20 protein-coding genes are annotated in these 23,635 nt (G+C 57.0%); 5 read left to right on the top strand and 15 right to left on the bottom strand.

Annotation, left to right across the window (positions count from 1 at the left end; genetic code table 11):
• Positions 1–62 precede the first annotated feature (62 nt).
• Positions 63–1,148: a patatin-like phospholipase family protein gene (locus ABLQ08_RS07295; protein WP_352940458.1), complete on the bottom strand. Its 1,086-nt coding sequence runs from the start codon at positions 1,146–1,148 to the stop codon at positions 63–65.
• A 313-nt stretch (positions 1,149–1,461) separates the two neighbouring features.
• Between ABLQ08_RS07295 and ABLQ08_RS07290 the strand changes: the two genes are divergently transcribed.
• Positions 1,462–2,505, top strand: a complete 1,044-nt coding sequence (locus tag ABLQ08_RS07290; protein ID WP_352940457.1) for a M42 family metallopeptidase — start codon at positions 1,462–1,464, stop codon at positions 2,503–2,505.
• Between the two features lie 72 nt (positions 2,506–2,577).
• On the opposite strand, the gene ABLQ08_RS07285 is transcribed toward ABLQ08_RS07290, so the two are convergent.
• From ABLQ08_RS07285 to ABLQ08_RS07245, 9 genes are all read right to left on the bottom strand, one after another.
• On the bottom strand, positions 2,578–3,183 hold the full coding sequence (locus ABLQ08_RS07285) for a hypothetical protein (protein WP_352940456.1): 606 nt from the start codon (positions 3,181–3,183) through the stop codon (positions 2,578–2,580).
• Between the two features lie 106 nt (positions 3,184–3,289).
• The gene (locus ABLQ08_RS07280) at positions 3,290–3,967 is read right to left on the bottom strand and encodes an alpha/beta hydrolase (RefSeq protein ID WP_352940455.1); all 678 of its coding nucleotides are present in this window, start codon (positions 3,965–3,967) and stop codon (positions 3,290–3,292) included.
• Positions 3,968–3,971: 4 nt separating this feature from the next.
• A complete protein-coding gene (locus ABLQ08_RS07275; protein WP_352940454.1) occupies positions 3,972–5,237 on the bottom strand; it encodes a TCR/Tet family MFS transporter in 1,266 nt (421 codons plus the stop codon).
• Positions 5,238–5,301: 64 nt separating this feature from the next.
• Complete coding sequence (locus tag ABLQ08_RS07270; protein WP_352940453.1) at positions 5,302–6,903, bottom strand: B12-binding domain-containing radical SAM protein; 1,602 nt, start codon at positions 6,901–6,903, stop codon at positions 5,302–5,304.
• A 101-nt stretch (positions 6,904–7,004) separates the two neighbouring features.
• Positions 7,005–8,318, bottom strand: coding sequence for a tetratricopeptide repeat protein (locus ABLQ08_RS07265; protein ID WP_352940452.1), 1,314 nt, complete (start codon positions 8,316–8,318; stop codon positions 7,005–7,007).
• Positions 8,319–8,382: 64 nt separating this feature from the next.
• On the bottom strand, positions 8,383–8,583 hold the full coding sequence (locus ABLQ08_RS07260; RefSeq protein WP_352940451.1) for a cold-shock protein: 201 nt from the start codon (positions 8,581–8,583) through the stop codon (positions 8,383–8,385).
• A gap of 287 nt (positions 8,584–8,870) precedes the next feature.
• Complete coding sequence (locus ABLQ08_RS07255; protein ID WP_352940450.1) at positions 8,871–9,329, bottom strand: YtoQ family protein; 459 nt, start codon at positions 9,327–9,329, stop codon at positions 8,871–8,873.
• A gap of 165 nt (positions 9,330–9,494) precedes the next feature.
• Positions 9,495–11,300 carry an adenylate/guanylate cyclase domain-containing protein gene (locus ABLQ08_RS07250; RefSeq protein ID WP_352940449.1) on the bottom strand — a complete coding sequence of 602 codons (1,806 nt, stop codon included), beginning with the start codon at positions 11,298–11,300 and terminating at the stop codon, positions 9,495–9,497.
• Positions 11,301–11,475: 175 nt separating this feature from the next.
• Entirely contained in the window at positions 11,476–12,666 is a 1,191-nt protein-coding gene (locus tag ABLQ08_RS07245; RefSeq protein WP_352940448.1) for a helix-turn-helix transcriptional regulator, read from the bottom strand.
• 295 nt (positions 12,667–12,961) lie between these two features.
• Between ABLQ08_RS07245 and ABLQ08_RS07240 the strand changes: the two genes are divergently transcribed.
• Positions 12,962–13,429 (top strand): PACE efflux transporter, encoded by a 468-nt coding sequence (locus tag ABLQ08_RS07240; protein WP_352940447.1) that lies wholly within the window; start codon positions 12,962–12,964, stop codon positions 13,427–13,429.
• A 154-nt stretch (positions 13,430–13,583) separates the two neighbouring features.
• On the opposite strand, the gene ABLQ08_RS07235 is transcribed toward ABLQ08_RS07240, so the two are convergent.
• Positions 13,584–14,504: a tyrosine-protein phosphatase gene (locus ABLQ08_RS07235; RefSeq protein ID WP_352940446.1), complete on the bottom strand. Its 921-nt coding sequence runs from the start codon at positions 14,502–14,504 to the stop codon at positions 13,584–13,586.
• 122 nt (positions 14,505–14,626) lie between these two features.
• Between ABLQ08_RS07235 and ABLQ08_RS07230 the strand changes: the two genes are divergently transcribed.
• Positions 14,627–15,535 (top strand): LysR family transcriptional regulator, encoded by a 909-nt coding sequence (locus tag ABLQ08_RS07230; RefSeq protein ID WP_352940445.1) that lies wholly within the window; start codon positions 14,627–14,629, stop codon positions 15,533–15,535.
• A 70-nt stretch (positions 15,536–15,605) separates the two neighbouring features.
• Here ABLQ08_RS07230 and ABLQ08_RS07225 read toward each other — a convergent pair whose 3' ends face one another.
• The 3 genes from ABLQ08_RS07225 to ABLQ08_RS07215 form a co-directional block, all read right to left on the bottom strand.
• Positions 15,606–16,475, bottom strand: coding sequence for an SDR family oxidoreductase (locus ABLQ08_RS07225; RefSeq protein ID WP_352940444.1), 870 nt, complete (start codon positions 16,473–16,475; stop codon positions 15,606–15,608).
• Between the two features lie 4 nt (positions 16,476–16,479).
• The gene (locus tag ABLQ08_RS07220) at positions 16,480–17,319 is read right to left on the bottom strand and encodes a TrmH family RNA methyltransferase (protein ID WP_352940443.1); all 840 of its coding nucleotides are present in this window, start codon (positions 17,317–17,319) and stop codon (positions 16,480–16,482) included.
• A 109-nt stretch (positions 17,320–17,428) separates the two neighbouring features.
• Entirely contained in the window at positions 17,429–18,043 is a 615-nt protein-coding gene (locus ABLQ08_RS07215) for a TetR/AcrR family transcriptional regulator (protein ID WP_352940442.1), read from the bottom strand.
• 156 nt (positions 18,044–18,199) lie between these two features.
• On the opposite strand from ABLQ08_RS07215, the gene ABLQ08_RS07210 reads away from it, so the two are divergent.
• Both ABLQ08_RS07210 and ABLQ08_RS07205 read left to right on the top strand, forming a co-directional pair.
• On the top strand, positions 18,200–19,399 hold the full coding sequence (locus ABLQ08_RS07210; protein WP_352940441.1) for an efflux RND transporter periplasmic adaptor subunit: 1,200 nt from the start codon (positions 18,200–18,202) through the stop codon (positions 19,397–19,399).
• 3 nt (positions 19,400–19,402) lie between these two features.
• Entirely contained in the window at positions 19,403–22,576 is a 3,174-nt protein-coding gene (locus ABLQ08_RS07205) for an efflux RND transporter permease subunit (RefSeq protein WP_352940440.1), read from the top strand.
• 22 nt (positions 22,577–22,598) lie between these two features.
• Here the strand turns inward: ABLQ08_RS07205 and ABLQ08_RS07200 are convergent, their stop codons facing one another.
• Positions 22,599–23,552 (bottom strand): class I SAM-dependent methyltransferase, encoded by a 954-nt coding sequence (locus tag ABLQ08_RS07200; RefSeq protein WP_352940439.1) that lies wholly within the window; start codon positions 23,550–23,552, stop codon positions 22,599–22,601.
• Positions 23,553–23,635 lie beyond the last annotated feature (83 nt).

Genomic DNA, 23,635 nt, shown 5'->3' with positions numbered 1-23,635 from the left:
CCTCGTGCGTGTGTGCCTTTGTCGGGCGGCGGAAGAAAAGATGCCTTCAGCCACCGGCCATATCAGGCAGCATGCACCAAATCGGGTGCTTCCGCATCCTCTTCTACCGGTTCCAGATGGGCTTTCAACATGTCTGCGAGTTCATCCAGAAGAATGGTGTTGTCCCGGATGACCCGGTCCGCGGCACCATTGAGGGCAATGATGTTGCCTGGCCGCGCATTGTCCATATCCTCGCCCTCGGCGGTCAGGGACGCATCGAGCCGGTGGTAGGTCACATTCGGCAGCTCGGAGAACAGGCGTTTCGCCTGGTAGGCCGCCGTTTGCGATTGCCCGTCCGAGAAGATCGACAGGATGGGAACGCCCTTCGATGGCTGCATCCACCCCAGAGCGCCCCAGCCGACGGCTTCCCGGTAAGGGAAGGGGCGCTCGGGAGCTCTTCCGGTGCCAAGCGAGATGATGACGATTTCGTCCTGATCCCAACCCAGCTTGCGCGCTTCCAGATAGGCGGCCATGGTCGGATCGTTCATGAAGACGCCGCCATCGACCATGGCTTCCTCTTCCTTGCGGGTGAGGTTTTCGATCCGCGCCGGTTCGAAATAGGAGGGCGCTGCCGTTGTAGCGCGAACGGCCTGCCAGAAGTAGTAGTCGTCCGGGCGGCTGCCGTTTTCCTCCAGGCCGTTGGTCATGAACACCGCCTTGCGCTGCTCAATGTCATAGGCGGTGAGAACAAGTTTGGTCAGGCCGCTTGCCATGGAGGTCCAGCCGAATCGCTCCTTCAACAGCTTTTCAAGCGGACGCGCGTCATAGGTCTCATCAAACAGGCCGAGTGGATTGGTCACGGCACGGGCAAAACGAGCGGTGATGGAATTCTTGAAGATTTCACGGGCGTCGCGCTCATAGAACGCGCGCAATTCGGCAATTGTTGCAGCAGCTTCACCGGCTGTTCCGCCCGGGCGCGGTGCGCTCAAGCCTGCAGCGATCAGGCCGCCTGTGGAAGTGCCCGCCATCAGATCGAATATTTCATGCATCTGCGCATTTACGCCGCGCTGCACCAGCCGGCTTTCGAGAGTCTCCAGAATGCGTAGGGGGATGAGGCCGCGTACTCCGCCGCCGTCAATAGAAAGAATGAAACGTTTTGTCTGGGCCATGATACGTCCCCGGGGGTGGTCAATATGGAAGGGGCAGCGCCTGTTCGCCGCAGCGGCGTCAAACGCTTATGTGAGTTTTTTGTCCAGCCGCAATTGTTTGCTCTCAAATGCGACACTGCAATGGCAATAGCGAAAAGATAGGATCGTTTTTGAGAATTTGGAGAGCAAGCGGTTAATCCGATAGTTGGAAATCTGTCGAATTCGGTGCCTTTCTCACGATTGCAACCCACAATATAGGGCTTCGCTCTTTATCCCGCGGGCGCTTTCGGCTTAGGATCGCCCGGTTTTTCTAATTACCCCGACAGGATGTTCCATGAATATCGAACTTCTACGCCGCCTTTGCGAAATGCCGGGCGTGCCCGGTCATGAGCACCGCGTGCGCGAGCTGATTCAGGCGGAAATCAAGGACCTTTTCGACGAGGTCACAGTTGACGCGATGGGTTCGCTCCTGTGCCGGCGCGACAGCCGCAAGAAGCCTAAATCCGGCGATCCGAAAAAGGTGATGCTGCTTTGTCATATGGACGAGATCGGCTTTCTAGTGTCGCACATTACCGACAAGGGATTTTTGCATGTGCAGCCGGTCGGCGGTTTCGATGCCCGCAACCTGTTCTCGCGGCGCGTTCTGGTGTCGACCGACAACGGCGATTTCAAGGGCGTGATGAACCCGGGCGGCAAGCCCATTCACATATCGTCGCCAGAAGAGCGGAAGAAGATCCCGGAGCCGAAGGACTTTGTCATCGACCTGGGGCTTGGTGAAAAGGCCAAGGAACTGATCAGCGTCGGCGACATGGTCACCATGGACGAACCGCTGATCGAGATCGGCGACAAGATCGTTTCCAAGGCGCTCGACAACCGCATCGCCTGCTGGCTCGGCATCGAAGCGATCAAGGGGCTGGGCAAGGCCAGGCACGAATGTGAAATTCATGTCGCCTTCACCTGTCAGGAAGAAGTCGGCCTGCGCGGCGCGCGCACGGCATCCTTCGCCATCAAGCCGGACATTGGCCTGGGCGTCGACACGACACTTGCCTGCGACACGCCGGGTGTTCCGGAACAGGACCGCACCACCGTTCAAGGGGAAGGTTTCGGCCTGCATGTCAAGGATTCCAGCTTCATTGCCGACCGGGATCTTGTGAAGGAAATCGAGGCCCTCGCCCAGAAAGAGAAGATCCCGTTCCAGCGTACAATGCTCGCCGCCGGCGGGCAGGACGGTGCTGCCGCTCAACAGGCTGCCGCAGGGGCGAAAGCCGTCGGGGTCGTGGTCGGGACCCGGTACATTCATACGGTGACCGAGATGATCCACAAAACCGACCTTCAGGCCGCACTCGACATTCTGGTCGCCTACCTGAAAAAGGCCTGATTAAGGTAGCTGAACGCTGAAGGTGAAAAAGGGGAGCAGCTGCTCCCCTTTTTTGAATTCTTTGGAATGTTGTTAAGCGATCAGCCCTGCCAGGTTGGAGACCTGTTCGCTGTTGCCGGCATAGAGTTCGCTGACGGAAGCGTTCTGAAAGCTGAACGAGCCGTTGTCGAACTCTCCCTCGATCGTTGACGCGCTTGCAGAGCGTACAGAAAGGCCGGTTTCATTGTTGAACGAAACGCGCTCGTAAGAGACGAACTGAGCGGAAATTGTCTCACCGCCGATCTCCGCCTCGATCGTTGTGGTGGAGATCGTGGCGCTTTCATAGGCAACGGATGCGGATGGTCCGCCGTCTTCTTCTCCAAGCGCTGCTTTCAGTTTGCCGGCTGCCTTCTGGTAGTCTTCTACCGTTGCAAGATTGCCGTCTTTCTTCTTGTCGTCGTCATCGCCGGATTTGCCTTTCTCCACCGCCTGCTGAAGGGCCGCAATAACAACGGCATCTTCTTCCGCTTTCTTGCTGGCTGCTTCCAGCACGGAGACGGCAGGTGCCTTGTTTTGCCCGTTGCGTTGTCCGATCTCGTGACCATAGGCATTGCCCTTCGGGCCGTCCGAGCCGCCAGATGAAAAGGAAGCTGAAAAGAGGCTCGCACTCTGAGTGGTGGTTTCAACGGAGATCTGCATGGTGCTCGAATCCTGGCAATTCCGGACCCTTCTGGTCCGCCATAAGTCGAGACATGATCACGCAATATGGTTAACGGGCGATTAACTATTGACGCAGCGGAATCAACTATCGCGCCTGCTTCACCAAGACCTTTTCCAGGAAACGTCCGCCGAGCACCATGCCGCGTTCATCGATGGAGTGCCCAAGCGCGGGAAGTTCGTGAAGACTGGCGTCGACCCCGGCGCGGGTAAGCGCTTCTTGTGCGGCGCCGGCATGATAGACGGGAACAACGTCGTCTTCCGCCCCGTGAACGATCAGGACGGGAGTGTCTGTATTTACGGTATCCAGCCTGTCCGCTCCCGGAAGCAAACCCGAATACCCGATGATCGCCGCGGGCGAAGTTTTGCGGCACAGGCCGCTTTGAAAGGCCATCATCGCACCCTGGCTGAAGCCAACGAGTGCGAGGGCGCTTTCGTCAAGGGACAGCCGCTTCAGTTCCGCATCCAGAAACCGGTCCAGAACGGGCTGAGCTGCTTCAGCACCGATCCGGTATTCGTTTTGCGAACGCTCGCCCAATGCAAACCATTGCCGGCCGCCCAGGGCCTCGAATGGCAGATGCTCCGGTGCATCAGGGGCAATGAAAGCTGCGTCGGGCAATTGGCCCTGCCACGCACGGCCAAGGTCGATCAGGTCGGCGCCGTCTGCACCGTACCCATGAAGGATCACGACCAGCTGGCGGGCGGGGCGGCCGGAGGCCGGGTCACGTCGGGGACCATCGAGGATCTTGGAAGCGGACATTGTCATCCAACTATTCGGCGGGAGAGTTTTGGTCCGACGACCCGCTTGTCGGTTGCACATTCTCCTGCAGGCGCAGGAAAGGCAGGGCAATCAGCATCGACGCCAGAATCAGAATGCCGGCAAGCGCGAACGGCGCACCCGGAAATGAAACAGCGGCATCGGGACCGGAAAAATGGGAAAAGACCTGCGTCATCACGAAGGGGCTGACCACCATCGACAGGCCTGCCGCACTGGAAATGAGGCCTTGCAGCTCGCCTTGCGCGTTATCCGGAATACGATTGGACATCAGTCCGGAGAAGGCAGGTGTTGCAAGAGCGCCAAGAGCTGCAAAGGACACCATCGCATAGGCCATCCAACCCGTGTCGGCGACTGCAAGACCGGCAAATGCCAGGAGATTTGCGCTCAAGCCCAGCAAAAGTGTTCGTCCGGGTCCGAGCTTCGGTTCCAGAACCCGGATCAGGTAGCCTTGAACGAAGGCAAACCCGACCCCGACAAAGGCAAGCGAAAGGCCGATATCACCCGGCGTCCAGCCGAAAACCTCTTCGGAATAATAGCTCCATACGGCTGGATAGACATAGTGGGCGATGTCGAACAGGAAGACAGCCAGCAACAATGTGCGCACGGCCGGATAGGCGGCGATCTGCCTCAAGGCACCGAGTGGATTGGCCCGCTTCCAGTCGAAAGCGCGCCTGTTTTCCTGTTTCAGCGTTTCTGGAAGCATGAAATAGCCGAACAGGAAATTGATGAATGAAAGCGCTGCAGCGGCATAGAATGGCGCGCGGGGTCCATATTCGCCAAGAAATCCGCCGATCATCGGCCCCAGAACGAACCCGACACCGAAACCGGCGCCCACCAGCCCGAAATTCTTGGCCCGTTCCTCCTTTGAAGAGACGTCGGCGATATAGGCGGAGGCCGCTGAGAAGGTCGCTCCGGCAACACCCGACAAGGTTCGGCCGATGAACAGGATCGCAAGATGCCAGGACAACGCCATGACCAGGTAATCCACCGCCATGGCGAACATGGAAACCAGCAACACCGGCCTGCGGCCGAACCTGTCTGAAAGATTTCCAAGGGTCGGTCCGAAGCCAAACTGCATCAGGGCATAGACAACGCTGAGCGCACCGCCCCAACGGGCCGCGTCGCTCACGGGAAGGCTCGTCAGTTCGGTCAGGAGCGAAGGCATGACCGGCATCATCAGGCCGATGCCCATCGAGTTGATAATGAGCGTGATCAGAATAAAACCGAGCGCGCTGCGCTTTGAAGTACCGGACGGCAAGATGTCTTCCTGGCGAGTTGATGTCTGTTGGCCGGGATGCGGCGAAAAAACCTGTTTAAAGCAACTATTCGGCGGCGACCAGTGCGGGTTGTTCCCAATGACCCAATTCGATTTCGGTAATCTGCTTTTCGATCTGGGCGGTGACGAACCGTGAGAACGGGCCGAGATGCACATAAAGCGCCAGCATCATCATGACCGGCTTGATCGCCCTGAAATTCGTGAAGGCGGTTTTGATCAGGGTTCTCCAGAACGGACCGCGATAGGTTGTCTCCTTGAAGGTCATGGCAAGGATAAGACGGCCGAACAGCTTGATGTCGTGAAAGAAACCTGCGCCCCAGATTGATCCGTTGGCACCGCGCATGTCGAGCATCTCGGCAACTTTGCGAACTCTTTCGAAATAGGCTTCCGGTCCATAGACACGTTCTATCACGGTCTTGAAATCGGCCAGGATCTGTTCGCGCGGGCGGACCGTCTTGAAATTCAATCCGGCGGTACACTGGTCTCCGTGAACGGTGTCGGGGTCGTCGGTGGCAAAATCAGCATGCAGACGGCCTTCCTTGGCAAGGCGTCGCGTCAGCTGGGTGTTCGGCAAAGCGTAAAGCAACCCGGTCATGGCAACCGGAATAGCCGCTTCATCGATCAGGGCCGAGATTTCCTCGGCAACCTTGTCGCTTTCCTCATCGAACCCAACGATAAATCCGGCCAGAACGAAGATGCCTGCGTCGTAGATCTTGTGGACGCTCTTTGCGATGTTCCTGCGTGTGTTCTGTTTCTTGCGGGTCGCGTTGAGAACGTCCGGGTCCGGACTTTCGATGCCAATGAAGACGGAGAAGAAACCGGCTTCCTGCATCATCTTCAAAAGGGCTTCGTCATCGGCAAGATTGAGCGAAGCTTCCGTCGACATTTCGAACGGATAACTGCGTTCCTTTTGCCATTTCGCCAGCTCCGGGAGGAAGCCTTTCACGGCCCGCTTGTTGCCGATGAGATTGTCGTCGACGAAATCGATATGGCCACGATATCCCAGTTCATAAAGGCGATCGAGTTCGGCGAGGATCTGTTCGTTGGTCTTGGTTCGGGGAACGCGTCCGTAAAGCTCGATGATATCGCAGAATTCGCATGTGAACGGACATCCGCGAGAGTACTGAACGCCAATCTGAACATAGTCGCCGAACTTGAGCAGATCGAAACGCGGGATCGGGCTCGAGGTAACATCGGCCTTGAACTTTTCGGCGGTGAACCGGCCTTTGCGGGAGCCTTCGTTCCAAGCCTCTATGAACGCTTCCAGAATGCCTTCCGCTTCGCCGAGAACGAGAAAATCCGCGAGTTCGTAAACTTCAGGGGAAGATGTGGCGTCGGGACCCCCGACAACAACCGGAATGTCTTTCTTCTGAGCTCTTTTGATCACCGAAATGCAATCGGATTGCTGCGGCAGCATGCCGCCTGTCATGACCATGTCCGCCCAATCAAGGTCTTCCGCGGATAATGTTCCCGTGTTGCGGTCGATGAGCCTTACGTTCCAGGTTTCCGGCAGCATGGCTGCCACGGTGATCAAACCGAGGGGAGGAGCGGGATACTTTGCGCCGACGAGATCGCAGGTTGCGCCGTAGTTCCAGAAGGACCCGGAATTGAACCGCGGATAAACCAACAACACATTGCATTCCGGCATTCAATTTCCTCCAGACGATACAACCGTTCATCGACGACGGCACGTTAACAAGTTTGAGCTGCGGAACAACCGCTATCCCGCGGTCGCGCTCCGGCATGATGTCACGTCTCGATGAGGGAAAGTTTCCGGACGTGAAAAATCAGACCGTGAACTTCCTCGCCGAGCTCATGGCGGAGCACGACTTCCTTTTCCTTTTCAAGAGTGAGTGATGCGGCCTGCGCGCATCGACGCAAGTAGGCAGGTGTATGTGCGTAGCGGCCGGTTGAATCGACGCGGTAGTCCGGCCAGGAGGTGTTGGCGAGATGCTCCACGCTGGCAATCAGAACCCCTCCGGGCTTCATCGCCTTTTCAAGCGCGGTCATGAAGGGTTGCAGGTCGCCCAGATAGCAGAGCGTGTCGACGCAAACCGCCAGATCGAATTGCGTCGGCAGATCGGACTGCAGAAAGGCGACGATTTCTCCTGCGACCAGGAAATCATAGACTTTCAACGCGGCAGCCTTTTCCAGCATGCCTTGAGACAGGTCGATGCCGGTCAGCTTGACGCAATGATCCCGGATCAGCGGACCGCACAATCCAGTGCCACATCCCAGGTCGACCACGTCCTGGAAAGGCGTTGATGCCTGGTTCGCAAGCGCCACTGCTTCTTCTGCAACAAGTTCAGGCGCCCGATAACCGAGGCCTCCCAGGACATCGTCAAACGTTGCTGCGAATTTGTCGAAATGGGTTTTGACATAGCTTTCGGGCGCATGATCAAGATCATCGCCGCGTACCGCGGCCAGCTGATACCGGGCGATTTCATTGTCCGGGTCGGCCTCGACGATCTGTTCCAGAAATTCAAGGGCCCGGCTCTGCCGGCCAAGCGCGCAAAGCACTCTTGCGTGCCAAACAGGATCGGACCAGATGTCCAATCCGAATTCAAGGCACCGCTCAACTGCGTCTGCTGCTTCGTCTTTTCGCCCGGCAAGCACGAGAGAAAGACCATAATTGTGCCAGGCGTCGGGATTGTCAGGATCGAGCCGCACGATTTCCGCCAGTATCGGCAGCAGATCGTCATTATGTGTTGCCGCGCGAAGGAGCACGTTGATGTTGCTCCAGGCTTCCTTGTGGCGTGGTTCGAGTTCCACGGCGCGGGCATAGGCCTCCAGAGCTTCGCTTGATTTTCCCGAAAGTTTCAGGATGTTGCCGAGGTTGTTGAACGCCGAAGCATTGCGGACGTTCTGTTCCAGCGATTTGCGTATCAGGGCGACCGCGTTTTCAGGATGGCCGGCGTCAAAATGGAGCAGCCCCAGAAAATGCAATCCGTCGGCATGATTGGGATCGGCGTTCAGAACTTCCAGGTAAGCGTCCTGGGCAGCCGCCAGATTTCCATTGCGGTGGGCGTCTATTCCTTCCTGCAACCTGGTGTCGATCTGCATGGCTTGCCCCAACAAAAAAGGGCGGTCGGACCGCCCTTGTTTTCGGATTGACCTGCAGGTGACCTTACAGGACTTTCAGGTCTTCAGCCACCATCTGTCCACGGCGCCACTCCAGATCATAGGCCACGAGCTGACCTTCTCTCAAAGTGTCGATACCGGACCGGCGCACGGCCGAGATATGGACGGGAACATCCCCTCCGTCGAAAGGTTCGATCGTGCCGATACCCTGGCGCTGATCAAACCATTTTACATTTCCATGTTGCATGGATCTTACTTTCCAATTCTACGCATCAAGGCGGAACGGCGGCATCAATAGCCGGGTTTTTCAACGTCTTGATGACAATGTTTTTGATAATACTAAAGTACTTCCCGATTTCCGTTTGGCCCGAACGTTCAGCGAAGCAGTCAAAAGGGACTGCGTTCAAGTCGTCGGATCCGTTGGGAAAGGAAACCGGACGCCTGACCTATCAGGTCAGGCTTTTCCATAGCTTGCCGAAATATGGTTAGTGATTTGTTAATTTCAAGAATACCCGGCGCCGGACAGAAATATTGCTACCGGTCCAACTGGCCCAAAATCACGTATTTCAGGATTTCAACGACCTGCTCGGACGTTTCGGCGACGGCCAGGGCAGCTGCATCGACTTCCTTGAGCGGATGGGTCAGCGAAGGGTCGTGAACCACGATCAGGGATTTGCCCAGTGCAGAGGCATATCCGGCATCGAAGGCAGCGTTCCATTGCTTGTATTTATCGCCGAAACGGACAACCACGATGTCCGCTTTTTCGATCAGCGACCGCGTGCGGATCGCATTGACCTTGGCGCCCTTGTGGTCGTACCAGAATTTCTGCTCCTCATTGCCGAGAATGGCAACGCCGCAGTCATCGCTTGCGTCATGATCCGTGACCGGGGCCGAAAACTCCACCGGCAGGCTCAGCGCATTGACGCCTTCCATGATCCGGTCCCGCCAGTCGGTATGAATCTCACCCGACAGGTAAACGCGCCAGTTGCTCATCTTTTCCACCCACTCATTTTCTTGAATTTATTGGCAAAAGGGATTGCCGGTCTGGGTTCAAAGCTGGGGTTTGAACGTGCCTGCGTCAACCCTCGCCTGAAATGGGCAGGGCTCAGACGGACTGCCGACCGCCAAGGTGACACCGCGCAACCCCATGGCAACCGGTTACTTTGTGTTCAGATGCCAGACGCCATCCCAGGTTTCCGGTACGCCTTCGCTTTCGATCAGTTGCAGGCGGTTGAGGAAGACCTGGGCTATCTGGTCGTCAGGGAAGAGCGCGATGATCTCTTCGAACATTTTGCGGGCATCTTGCCAGTGGGCTTCGGCGAAAGCGTGAAGGGCATGTTCTGAACTTGCCTGCAGAATTCTCAGGTCCTCGGTCATGTTTGCAGACCGTGCGAGTGGAGAGTAAACACTCGTCGCTTCGGTCTTGCCTTTCACCTGGATCCTGTCGACGGCCCTGAATTCGACGCCCGAGGCGGTGTCGCGCGTTCTCTGGCAAACCAGAACCTGAGTGCCGTAGATCTTGTTCGCACCTTCGAGGCGGGCACCCAGATTTACCGTGTCGCCCATGACGGTGTAGTTCTTGGTTTTTTCGGAGCCGATCGACCCGATCACCGCCTCGCCAGTGGCAATGCCGATCCGTTGCTTGAGGAGCGGCAGGTTTTTCTGAAGGCCGGTCAACTCAGGCAGCTCGTCCTGAAACTTTCGCATCAGCTCGATGTTTGACAGAGCGCTTTCCACAGCGAGCGTTGCCTGGTCTCCGTCCTCGCAAAACGGTTGTGCCCAGAAAGCCATGATCGCATCGCCGATGTATTTGTCGATGACACCGTGGCGCTCTGTGATTTCCGATGACATCAGGTCCAGGTACCGGTTCAGAACCCGCACGAGTCCCGCAGGTGTGAACTGTTCCGAAATCGTGGTGAAATCGGCAAGGTCGGAGAAGTAGGCCGAGACCACTTTCTTCTCGCCCGCAGTGGCGTCGGATTGATCTGCAATCAGGCCCGATACTACACGTGGGTCGAGATACTGCCCGAAAGTGTCCTTGATCTTCTGGGTCGATCTCAACCCATCGACCATCGTGTTGAAACTGCGGGTGAGGGAACCGATTTCGTCACTCGACCGCGGTTTCAGTTCGATCTCGAAGTCGCCTTGTTCGACCTTCTGCGCGCCGAGCGACAGGGCTCGCATCGGTCGAAGGATACCGGCAATGACAAGTGAGGAGAGCAACAGCGCAAGACTGCCTCCAGCCGCGGTTGCAGCAACACTTGCATAAAGGGCCTGCTGCTCGTGAAGCGCAGCGGTTTCAATGGACTTGTCCGTGAAAGCGCTCACATGCTGCCGCAACTCGTCCAGACGGGCTGTCAGTTTCTGCTCTTCGCTTTCCAATTGCTCTTCAAGTCTCTCGCGCGTGGCAGGAGGGATATCCGCGGAGGTAACAAGGTTGAGGGCGTGATTGTGAAAATTGCTGTGTTGGGTCTCGATCCCGACAAGAGTTGGAAAAAGCGCGGCAAGTTCCAGCTTGTCCTGAATTGAAGTTGACTGTGTCTGCGCGGATTTTACCCGTTCTTCTGCCGACTTCAGCAGTTGATCGACCTTTTGTGCATGTTCCTTGAAGATCTTCAGGTCAGCTTCAAGCCGTTCTTCCAGATGCTTGATCCGGTTTTGCAATTCCGGTGACTGCCGGACGGCGGCATCGATCTCTTCCTGCGTCTTTCCGTAGCTCAAGGCCTCCAGGCGGTCGGCACGCAACTCCGCTTCCAGTTTTTCCGCCCGTTCCAGCTCCAGTTCCTCTTGAAGAGCAACAACTTCGATTTGCGCAATTTCGTTTCTGAGAGGGGAATACACGCTGGAGATCAGGTGCAGTTCCTTGTTGATCTCAAAGATCTTGTAGATAGAAAAAGCAGCGGCCGCGGTCATGACCGCAAAGACGATGAGAGAAGTGCCGAATATTTTCCAGGCGATGCGCATGAATTTGTACCACGAAGCGGACAAGCAGGTCCTGATGGGCGATGACGTATCTTAAGGTGTCAGTCCGGGCAGTCGACCCGGCTACCGGCACTGTAACGGGAAAGTTGTAAATTTCGATTTACCGGCTTGTCGCATGCACAAGTCGGCGAAGTGTCCGGGTCCGCCTGCGTGACGTTCAGGATAGTGGATGGAGCGGCTTTTGCGGGTGAACCGCCCGTATCGGCACCGGCAGGCTGAGAGCCTTGGTGACCAACTCGCTCTGCCTGCTGACGTCCATTTTGTCGAACACGGCCTTCAGGTACTGACGGGCGCTGGCTTCGGTGATGCCGGCCTCCTCGGCAGCCTGCTGCAGGGAAAGGCCGCTGGCGATCAGATTGGCAAGGCGCGCCTGGCTTCGGGTGAGACCGTACATGCAGCCAAGCACTTCCTGCCGTGTTGCATGGGTTTTGTCGAGCTCCCTGACGATCAGGATCGCCAGCGGTTCCCGCAAATGCACCCACCCGGATTTCAGATGCTGACCATAAAGCGGCGAGACGAAAACCGACATCGGCTCGCTTTTTTCCAGGCTGGGAATCGAAACGGCTTCGCCTGAAGTGTTGCCGCCAATTTGAGCCTGATGAATGGCCTTGTTGATTGCTCGTTTCAAAACACCTTCTCGGTCTCCGGGCGCGCGGAGCCGGCCTTCGGCCGCTGCCAACCCGTCCTTTGCGTCCAGAACATCCCGGCCGGTGGCATTGGAAAATCTGACCTGAGCGAACCTGTCGACTATAATCAGGCCGATCGCCAGATTGTCCAAAGTGTCGGCGGCAATGTTCCTTTCAAAGTCGATGGTACCGACATCCCGTTGCAACAGGATAGCCCGGTTCAGATGCGGGATCAGCTCATCGAGCAAGGCGCAATCTCGCTCGTTGAACGGCAGCTGAGACTTGTTGCGAAGTGCGATGAAATAGGAGAGCGATCGCTTTCCTTCCATCAGGTTCACACCAAGTGAATATTCGACGCAACCAGGTGACAGGACTTCCTGATAAACGCGCGAGTTGTGCAGCTCCTCGTCGCTTACATGCATTCTACAGTGAACCGCCTTAAACGGATTGGCGGCAAAATGCGGAACCCTGGGATCGCTCGGCATCAATTCGTCATAGCGGCGGTAGTGGTCCTCATCCCATTCATACCCGTGGAGCCGACTGAAGGAGAGGGAGTGATTGCTCAAGTCGTGATGTCCGATCTGACACCCCTGGCACTCGAACAAGTCCGAGGCAGCAGCAAGAAAAACCGGCCATTTTTCCGGGGCGCAGGCCGCATCATAAAGTTTGTCGATTGACGACAGCAATTGGCGAAGTTTTTCGCTGCTTAGATTGTGAACCATTTTTGTCAAACACTTGAGCGGTTGTCAGTTGAATGAATGAAAAGTCTGAAAAGTCATACGGGTATTGGACGCAGCATTCCGTCCGAACTGGCATACCACGGCACACCTGAATACTAAAAACAGCAACTATCAACTTCGCGGTTTCGTCAAGTTCCCATTTGGGAACTGCGCTGGAAAATCGCCGCGCATATCCTGACCCTCGCACAAGGTATTGCAATTCATCCAGTTTTCGGACCGGCCCTCTGCCGGTGAGCGTGCCGCCTGGGAAGCTGAATTTTATTTGTCAGGATTCATCATGACGCTTAGATCGACACGGGAGCGCATCATCCAGACGGTGACGTTTGAAGTCGTTGGTATCGCGCTGGTTTCACCGCTCTACGCGACTGTTTCAGGAAAGACGGCGATAGCAAGTATCGCCCTGATCACACTGTTATCGATCGTCATCGTGACCTGGTCGCCCGTTTTCAACACCCTGTTTGATCTGCTTGAAAGGCACTTTTCTGGACGGTTGGCGTGTCAACGGCCACACGGGTTACGCATGTTTCACGCGAGCATGCACGAGATATCCGCAATCCTGCTCACATGCCCACTGTTGATCTGGGTAGGAGGGTACTCTCTTGGAGCAGCGTTGAGCGTGAATGTCGGCCTGACACTCACTTACACGATCTATACTTACCTTTTTCACGTCGCTTACGACCGTTTGCGTCCGGTTCGCCTCAGAAACGAAGCTGGAACTGAAACCGCAAGCCCACACCGCATCTGATCTCGCAAACCGAACATTTCGCAGCACTGTCGGCTTCCCTGCCGACAGAACTTGACCCGCCTTCCGGCGGGTCTTTTTTTGACTGTGAAGAAGGATAGAAGGTTGTGAGACACCCGTAAGAGGAATCGAGATCAGCCTTGATCCTGGCGGCGTTTCACTTGACGAGCAGGTTCGCTTTAATCTTCGAAACCTCTTCCTTGTTGATGCCAAGCCGGTCTTCCAGATAGCGATCGAAGCTTCCATAGCGTTCCTTGAGGACATTCAGGGAAGCAAGGATCTGTTCCGGGTGGGCACCAAAGGCAGGTTGCAGGGAAACCGGACCGTGAGACACGAGCTTGGACAATTCCCCGTAGGTATAGAGATTGGTCGTCAGGTAGTCGCGCAGGACATCTTCTTCCGAATAGCCAAGCGTCATAAGGGTGACAGCCGCGAGATACCCTGTCCTGTCCTTGCCACCGGCGCAATGGAACACAAGCGGGAAGTTGGCATCGTCTGTCAGAAGGTGCAGGAAGCGGGATACCTGCTCATCGAAATCCGTGGCAAAGTCGCGATACCGATCGATTCTTGCCTGTTCGAGATCGACGTTGTGCTCCTTCAGCAATGCATCGATCTTTTCAAACTGTCCGTCGAACCAAAGCGGTCGGATCTGCGCAGCAACATCCAACGGCATCAGCTTTTCAACGTCCGCCGGGTCTGAGCCGATTGGTAGATTGGCCATGAAAGAGACCGTCGGCAGAAGCTTGTCGGGATGTTCTTCCAGCTCTTCATGAGAGCGGAGGTCGACCACCGTTTCGATGCCGAGCTCGGTTAATGCTGCAATATCGGCCGCCGATAATTCGTCCAGTTGATCCGACCTGAACAGAAAGTCAGGGCGGATACCGTTGTCCGGGGTCGTCAATTGGCGAAAGTTTTCCAATCCGTCGAATTTTCGGGCAATTTCGATGCTGTCGCAGCCTTCCGGCAGATCGATATCAAGTGTGCTGTTGCAAGGTGTCTCGGCAGCTTGAGCCAGCCCTGCCAGCACCGTCATCAAGGAAAGCAGAAAGATACGTCGGATATGTTTCAGGAACGCCACTTGGGGTCTCCGTTGTTTACAGGGCATGCGCCGAAGGTTTTGAAGAAAATTCGTGCAGTAAACTACATCCGAAACGGAAGTCGTGATATTTGATCTTTATCTGAAAAAGAGATGGAGTTGAGATGGCGGATCTGGAAAATCTCTCTGCGTTCGTCGTTTCGGCCGAAGAAGGGTCGTTCTCTGCCGCAGCTCGCAAGTTGGGAAAGGCACAGTCGGCGGTCAGCACATGCATCGCCAATCTGGAGATTGATCTGAACACGCGGTTGTTCAGCCGGGAAGGGTATCGGCCGGAACTGACGGAGGAGGGCAAGTCGCTGCTGGTTCACGCCAGATCGGTGCTGGACAGCCATGCACGTCTTCAATCTCATGCCGAGGCATTGACGCAAGATGCCGAGCCAAACCTGGTGCTGAGTGTGCAGCACGGTCTCATGGTGAAGCGGGTGAATGCGTTGCTGACCGAGTTCTCGCGGGTCTTCTCAAGCCTTCAACTGGAGATCCGCAGTGGTTCGGGAGCAGATGTCCGATGGGATCTGATCGACGGACGGGCCGATCTGGGCCTTAGCCGTGAGTTTGCAGTGGTACCCAAGAGCTATGCCCGCCGCGGGCTGGGATTTCAGCGCTGCGTTCCCGTCTGTCTGTCCAGCCATCCGTTGGCGGAGTTGAAAGAAGTCGGACGGTCGGACCTTGCACGTTACCGGCAGATTATTTGTCCCGACGATCTTGAACCAGAACCAGGTCGACGGCTCGGCCCCAATTTCTGGAGCGTTGGCGATACGCACCGCCAGCTGGCTTTCGTTCTTCAGGGACTTGGATGGGCTGAACTTCCTGTAGAACATGTCGAGGAAGGGGTCCTGGCCGGCGATCTCAAGGTTCTGAACTATGACTTTGCGCAAAATGCAATTCTGTTCGGTGTCGACCTTCTGACATCCAACCTGCGCAAGGAAGGAGCGGCACGAGTGTGGCTGGTTGAATCCCTGTGCGGATGGGACCAGCGCGCCTGGATCGGCGACCACCGGATTGGAGCAAGGTAACCAGCCTCACAGGCCCGGATTTCCTGGGACTGCGAGGAATGCTGGGAGGCGACTGGAAAACGGCCTTTCTTCAGTCGCCGGTCTTTAGCTCTTCACGCAGGGCCGTCAGCGCGACACGGTAGTTGGGATAACGGAATGAATAGCCCAGCTCGTCCTTCATCCGTCTGTTGGAGACCCGTTTGTTTTCTCCGTAGAACGAGCGGGCCATCGGCGTCAGGTCTGCCGTCTCGAACGGAATTTCCGGCGGTGGCGTCACGTTCAGCAAGTCGGCGGCAAATGCCACGACGTCCTGAGGCGGTGCCGGTTCATCGTCGGTCACGTTGAAAATACGGTTGGAAGGCTGTGACATGGCCGCAGAGACTGCGCCGGCAATGTCCGCAACATGTATCCGGTTGAAGACCTGGCCCGGCTTGACGAGACGGCGGGCGGTCCCTTTCCTGAAGTTTTCAAAGGCATTGCGGCCGGGTCCGTAAATCCCGGAAAGACGGAAAATGTGAAGCGGAAAACCGTTCGTTTCTGCAATACTTTGCCAGGCCTCTTCCGCGGCGACCCGTTGCACCGAGCGCTTTGATACAGGTTTGCACAACGTGTCTTCGTCGACCCAGGCACCATCGTGATTGCCGTAGACACCGACCGTCGACAGGTATCCGATCCACTCCGGCTTCGCCGCGGCGATATCTTGCGCGTGCTGGTTCAGGACCGGGTCTCCGGTATCGTTCGGTCCGATCGAAATGAGGATATGCGTTGCGGATTTCAGCGCTTCGGAAATGCCTTCGCCTTCGTTCTGGCCATCGAACAGGAACGCTTCAACCCCGAGTTCCTTGAGACTCTCCAGTTTGTCGACTGACCGCGTCGTCCCGCCGATCCAGTCGAAGCGACCCTGCACTTCTTTGACGATTGCCGTAGAGGAAAAACCAACCCCGAAGATAAACAAGCGCATCCGATCAAAGCTCCAGGTAGTTGCGGCGAATTTCGTAAAGGGCAACGCCCGTGGCAACCGCGAGATTAAGACTGTCCGCCTGTCCGGTCTGCGGAATGCGGATCAGGGTCGAGCAGGCCTGCGCCATGTCGTCTTCAAGTCCCTTCTGCTCGTTGCCCATAACCAATAGAGCAGGTTCCTTGTAGTCCGGCTGCCGATAGTCAACCGATCCCTTGAGATGCGTTGCAGCCACCGTGCCCGGCCATTTTCCGGCCAGCGTCTTGAACTCTTCCTTGCTCACTTTCGCCAGAGGCACGTGAAACAGAGATCCCATGGTGGCACGCACGGCCTCCACGGCAAAGGGGTCGGTGCAATCGCCGACCAGCATGACACCCGCGCCGCCAACGGCATCGACGGTCCGGATGATGGTACCTAGATTACCCGGATCACGGACACGGTCGAGGGCCACCCACAAGGTCGAACCAGTCGGATCGATTTCCTTGGCAGACAGTATATTCTGCTCATAGACGCCAACGACCATCTGGGGATTGTCCTTGCGGGTCATTGCGGACATGACAGCGGTGGACACCTCCAGGATCAGTGCGCCGCGCGCCTTTGCGGTCGCAGCAGCTTTCTGGGCAACTGGATTGTCCCGGGCTTCCGGTCCGAGGGCCAGATAACGGACACCCCAATCCGCGGCGAGGGCATCGGTTGCCAGCTTCAGACCTTCGGCAACGAACAGGCCGGACTGGTTACGATGCTTGCGCTGGCCAACCAGCCCCTTGATTTCCTTGACGATCGGATTCGAGTGGCTGGTGATCTGTTTCACAGCGCCGATACGCTGGGGTTTGCCGGAATGGGACATGTTTTGCTCCGGAAGCTCGCTCAGGAGCTGGACATGAGATGGTTCTTGAGTAGCGCTGGATTAGGCGCTGACCATTGCGGGGTCAAGTTTTTTGGAAAACCACCGTGGGTCAGCCTTTGGCCGGAAGCAATCGTTCCGTGGCGATCATGATGGAGTCGTCGATGTCGACCGGAAAATCGGTCACTTCAAGTTTTCCGTCGATCGACAGAAACGACAGGCCGTGAACCTGTGTCCACAGTGGAAACGAGCAGCGCATCACGGTCTCGTTGATGTCCGGCTCACCCAGATACTGAGCGACTTCTCGCAACAATACGCCGTACGAGTTTCGCCCGACAGCCTTGAGCTCTTCAATCCGGCCGGTGTGTTCCTTCGTGCTGAACATCAGCCTGAAGGTGTGGGGTTCGCGGATGGCGAAATCGACATATGCCCGGCCGATGGCCGCGATGGAGTCGACCGTACCGCGTGGGTGTTCAGACGCCCGATGTTCCATGTCCTCGCCAAGCCGCTGCAGACCGTCCTTGGCAACTTCGGTCAGGAGATCCTGCTTGGAGGAAAAGTGCCGGTAAGGGGCGGCGGTGCTGACGCCCGCAAGGCGGCAGGCATCCGACATGGAAAAGCCGTCGGGGCCGTTTTGCTCTATAAGCCGGCCGGCCGCGTTGACCAGCTGACCGCGCAGATTACCGTGATGATACCCGCTTTTTTTCTGGATTTTGGTTGTGGCCATTCGCCGCTGATCCGAACTTTTTTTGGCGTGAGTCTCTTGTAGAAGTTAATTCTTCTAACATATGTTAACAACAGTAACATAGTTAGAGCTGTTTACATTGAGTGATCCTAGGCTCGATCAAACGGCTGCCACCGGTAAAGAGGTGAGGGCGACCACATGTCGAAAGATCACACGGACAAGGAAGAGCAGCTCACCGGCCGCGGTGCCATGAAGCGGTTTGGGCGGTGGGGCGTCAGCCTGGCAACCTTTTCCCTGAATGTCGGGATTGCGGCAGCCGCAGTCCTGATCGGCATCACCACCATCCAGATGCGGGCGGAGGAAAAGCCGAAAATTGAGGCCTCGCCCCTGGTTCAGGTTCCGGTCACCCGGCCTGAGTACAGCCCCGGCTATGATGTTGCGCATAGCTTTGTTGGCCGTGTGGAGCCCGGTCGCCAAACGGATTTGGGTTTTGAACTTTCCGGGACAATCGACAGGATCACGGTCGACGAAGGCGATGTTGTCCGCAAAGGCGACGTCATCGCGGAACTGGACAGGCGAACGCTTGAAGCCGAGCGACGCAGACAGCTCGCAAACCGTCTTGCCACCGAAAGCGACCGGGAGCTGGCGGTCCTCACCCTGGGACGTCAACAGAAACTCAAGGACGGAGGACATGTCAGCGCACAGATCCTGGATCAAGCGAGACTGACCGTCAGCCGCCTGGACGCAACGCTTGCCCAGATCGATGCCACCATCGAGGCTATCGATATCAACCTCGACAAGTCGGTCCTGACCGCTCCCTTTGATGGCATCGTCGGCGAACGTTTGCTGGATGAAGGCGCGACTGTTTCACCCGGAATGCCGCTTCTCAAAATACTTGAAGCGACCAGTCCAACGGTGCGCATAGGTCTGGCGCCCGAAGTCGTTGACCGGCTTGATCGAGACGACAAGTTCGAAGTTCGCGTCTCCGGGGAAGCGTATGCGGCAAGACTGTCCGGCTTGCGTCCGGATCTCCAGACAAGCACGCGCACCATCGAGACGCTGTTTGAAATTGATCTTGGCAGCGGACCTGCGCGTTTCGGCCGCCTGGCTGAATTGACCTTGCCGGAGCGGATCGAAACGGAAGGTTTCTGGGTGCCGACGGCCGCACTCAAGGAAGGACCAGGAGGTCTTTGGACGGTTCTCGCAGTCGTTGAGGAGGATGCCCAGGAAGGGGGAGACACTTTCACCATTTCCCGTGAAGCCGTCGAGGTGCTGCATGCCGGCGCGGTCAGGTCCTTTGTCAGGGGGACGATCACGCGGGATACCCGGATTGTGACCGAAGGGGTGCACCGCGTTGTCCCCGGTCAGTCCGTCACTCCGATTGAGAACGGAGCTTAAGTCATGGAAACGCTTTTCTTTCGACAGCCCCGGCTGGTTGCCCTTACGCTTCTCGTCATCGTTGCAGCAGGTCTTTCTGCGCTTGTCGGCATTGGTCGCCAGGAAGATCCGACCATCACCAATCTCTTTGCTACCGTCACGACGGTCTATCCCGGCGCCGACCCCGGACGGGTCGAAGCGCTTGTGACCGAAAAGATCGAAGAAGAATTGCGGGAAGTGGAAGAGATCGATGTCATCGAATCCACATCCGCATCTTCCATCTCGATCATTCAAATCGAGCTTCTCGACACCTTGACTGAAGAGGTGATCGAGCAAGCCTGGTCGGAAATTCGTGACAAGATCGGTGATGCTACACGGGAGTTCCCGCAGGGTGTTCTGGAGTCGGAATTCAGCACCGAGGGAGCCGGGGCCTTTGCTGCCATCAGTGCGCTTGTTCCGCGACATGACGACGTATCCGAGGCGGTCCTTCTGCGCTATGCGGAAGCATTGTCGGATGCGTTGCGGAATGTTCCGGGCACAAAGTCGGTCGAAATCTTCGGTGAAATCGAAGAGGAAATTCTGGTTCAGGTCGATCCTGCCATCCTGACCTCGCTGTCGTTGTCCGTGGATCAGGTTTCAGCCGCCATCCAAAACGCGGATGCCAAAGTGCGCGCTGGGCGACTTCGCGCTTCCAACCGGGAGCTGTTGATCGAGGTCCAGGGCGAAATCGATGCGCTGGACCGGATCAGGCAAGTCCCAGTTTCCATCAGCGGCTCCGGTATCGTTACCCGCGTCGGAGACGTCGCCAAAGTCCACAAGGGCAAGCGTGAACCTGCTGAAGAACTCGCTCTTTCAGGTGGCCGACCGGCTATTCTGGTTGCCGCAAAGGTGGCCGATGGCCTTCAGGTCGACACCTGGATGGCCAGAGTACGGAACAGGATAGCGAATTTTGAAGCGGACATGCCGCATTCGATCGAACATCGGTTGGTGTTTGATCAAAGCAGTTACACGATCGAACGCCTGTCGAATGTCGGACTGAACATTGCCATCGGCATGTCTCTCGTCGTCATCGTGTTGCTGGTGACGATGGGTTTTCGTTCTGCGTTGATCGTGGCCATGGTTCTGCCGATCGTCACACTTGCGTCGTTTGCGACCATGAAGGTGATAGGCCTGCCGTTGCATCAGATGTCTTTGACAGGGTTGATCGTCGCGCTCGGTTTGCTGGTGGACGCCGGTATCGTGATGACGGATGAGATAGGTCAGGCCCTGCAGAAGGGCGACACGCGGGCAACTGCAGTCGGCAAGGCGGTGCGCCGTCTCTTTGCACCCTTGTTGGCGTCGACCGTAACCACGGCCCTGTCGTTCATGCCCATGGTATTGCTACCCGGAGCGCCAGGCGATTTCGTTGGCGCGATCGCAATCGCCGTGATCATCATGCTGGTGTGGTCGTTTGTTGTCGCCGTAACCTTGACCGCTGCGATTGCAGGTTGGGTCTTGCCGTTGAAAAGGCAAACGGGCCGCCAGCCCGGCTTTCGACCAGCTTCCCTGCTGACGGTACCGTTCCGTTTTTCGCTCCGGCTGGCAATGCGCAACCCGGCGAGCTCGGTTGCCTTGTCCTTGGTCCTGCCGGTCATCGGATTTCTCAGCATGCCGACCCTGACGGCCCAGTTCTTTCCCGGTGTCGACCGGAACCAGTTTCACATCGAAGTGGAACTTGCAGATGGAGCCGCGATAGCCAGTACCGCGCAGACGGCACGGGCAATAGACAGCTATCTGGCGCAGTTGGACGGTGTCGAGCAGGTTTCCTGGGTGATCGGCAAGAGCGCGCCTGCCTTTTACTACAATATTGTCGGCGCACGTGATCGAGCACCTGGCTTTGCCCAGGCTCTCGTCAAAACCGTGTCATCGAAGGCGACTTCTGAGCTTGTGCCGCAGCTGCAAACTGCCTTGTCGGCCAAGTTCCCCGAAGCCCGCATCCTTATCCGCGATCTGGTTCAAGGGCCACCGGTCGATGCTCCGGTCGAATTGAGGCTGGTCGGACCGTCGCTGGATGTTTTGCGCGAACGAGGCGACGCGCTGCGGCAGCTTGCCTCGGGCATCGAGGAAGTCACCATTGTGCGCACGACGCTTGATGCGGGCGCACCAAAGCTGAAATTCGCGGTCAACGAAGACGAGGCCCGACTGGTTGGACTGGGACTTGCCGACGTGGCCCGGCAGCTTGAGGCAACTCTGGAAGGAGCTACCGGTGGCAGTCTGATCGAAGGCACGGAAGAGCTTCCGGTTCGTGTCCGCGTTGGTGATCCGCAGCGTGCCGACCTGGCGAAAATCGCAAACCTGCCCGTGTTGCCTGCGCAGGGAAACCTCGGCGCGGCAAGCTACGAAGGTGTTCCTTTATCGGCAATTGCTAACATCAGCCTGGAGCCTTCCAAGGGACAGGTGAACCGGCGCAACGGTGAGCGGGTCAACACGGTTCAGGCTTTTGTTCAATACGGCGTTTTGCCGGAAGAGGCCCTGAAGAAGCTTCAGGCCGAAATGCAGATTGCCGGTTTTGTTCTGCCGGAAGGGTATCGGATCGAGACCGGTGGAGATTCCGATGCCCGTTCCGACACTCTGGCCAATCTGATCGGGTCTCTTGGCCTTATCGTGCCGCTCTCTGTTGCTGCTGTTGTTTTGACATTCAACTCGTTCCGCCTGACCGCGGTAACTTTCGTGGTCGCCGTTCTGTCGGCCGGCCTCAGCCTGCTTGCTCTGGCGGTATTTCAGTACCCCTTTGGCATCAATGCGATCATCGGTGTGATCGGGTCCATCGGCGTGTCGATCAACGCGGCTATCATCATTTTGACGGGCATGCAGCAGAACGAGGGTGCCGCGCATGGAGATCGGAGCGCCATGGTCGACGTTGTCATGAGTTCCAGTCGGCACATCGTTTCCACGACATTGACGACCTTTGGCGGTTTTTTGCCTTTGATCGTTGAAGGTGGCGGCTTCTGGCCGCCCTTCGCAATGTCCATTGCAGGCGGTGTTCTGTTGTCGACGGTGATTTCGTTTTATTTCGCTCCGCCCATGTTTGCCCTGGTCTATGCCGGGAAAGGGCGGGCAGTCGCCGGATCCGGCGAACAACACGAAAGTGGCGATGGAGCGGAACAGTCCGGCAGCTGGTCGAATGACAACTACCAGACAGCGCTTGCTGCCGAGTGACCCGGCAAGGCGTAGGTAGCCGTCAGCGGCTGCTCCACCGGGAAAAGAGGGATGTGGAAAGGGCGCGTTTGCCGTCCTCTTCACGGATTACCAGTTCGCCTGACTCAAGCAGCCCACCCTGGCTGTCCAGCGTTTCAGCCATCAACTCGTGGATCGAGACAAAACTGGAGCGGATCGCGTAAGCGGTCAGGATCATGAACAGAGCATCCTTTGACAGCAACTGCTGCAGGTCGGCAAGCATGCCGGGCAAGCTGGTGTAAAGGTCCCAGACCTCGCCCTTGGGGCCACGGCCATATTTGGGTGGATCCAGAATGATGCCGTCATAGGTGTTGCCCCGGCGAACCTCGCGGGCAACAAATTTGGAGGCGTCTTCGCAGATCCATCGGATCGGCAGATCTTCCAGATCTGAAAGAGCCTGATTTTCACGGGCGTAGCCGATTGCCTTTTTCGAAGCGTCCACATGCGTGACCTGCGCACCTTCGGCGGCGGGCAACAGGGAAGCCAAACCCGTATAGCCAAAGAGGTTCAGGATCTTCAGCGGTTTTTCCGGCGCGCGTTCGCGTTCGGCACGGACCTTGCCATTGACCCAGTCCCAATGTGCGGCCTGTTCCGGAAAGACACCGACATGGCGGAACGACATGAACCGGCCGTTGTAGCGCACCGGTCCATAAGACATCGGCCAGGTTTCCGGCACGTTGCCGGAAAACTTCCACCGGCCCGGACCTTCTTCTTCCGTGTCGCCTGAAAAGACGGCATTTGCTCTGTTCCAGGCACTTTCCTTCAGGCGGCGTTGCCCCATCGCCTGTGGCTCCGGGCGGACAATCGTGAAGCGGCCATAGCGCTCGAGTTTCTGCCCTTCGCCCATGTCCAGAAGTCGGTAATCTTTCCAGCCCTTTGTTTCCAGAATGACTGGCCAGAGCTGGCTCGGGGACTTGCCGGATTGGGCAAAGGAAGGGGCGTTGGTCTGTTCCGCCACGACGGTCTCTCGTTTCAGGAAGTTGGATATTGTTCCGCCTTAGTCGTCTGTTGCTGCAAGGTCAACGGTTCCATGAGGACCGG

Origin of the sequence: Roseibium sp. SCP14 (assembly GCF_040329475.1) — a bacterium.
GTDB lineage: Bacteria > Pseudomonadota > Alphaproteobacteria > Rhizobiales > Stappiaceae > Roseibium.
The sequence above is the reverse complement of the archived record's forward strand: the minus strand, read 5'-3'. Positions and strand labels throughout refer to the sequence as shown.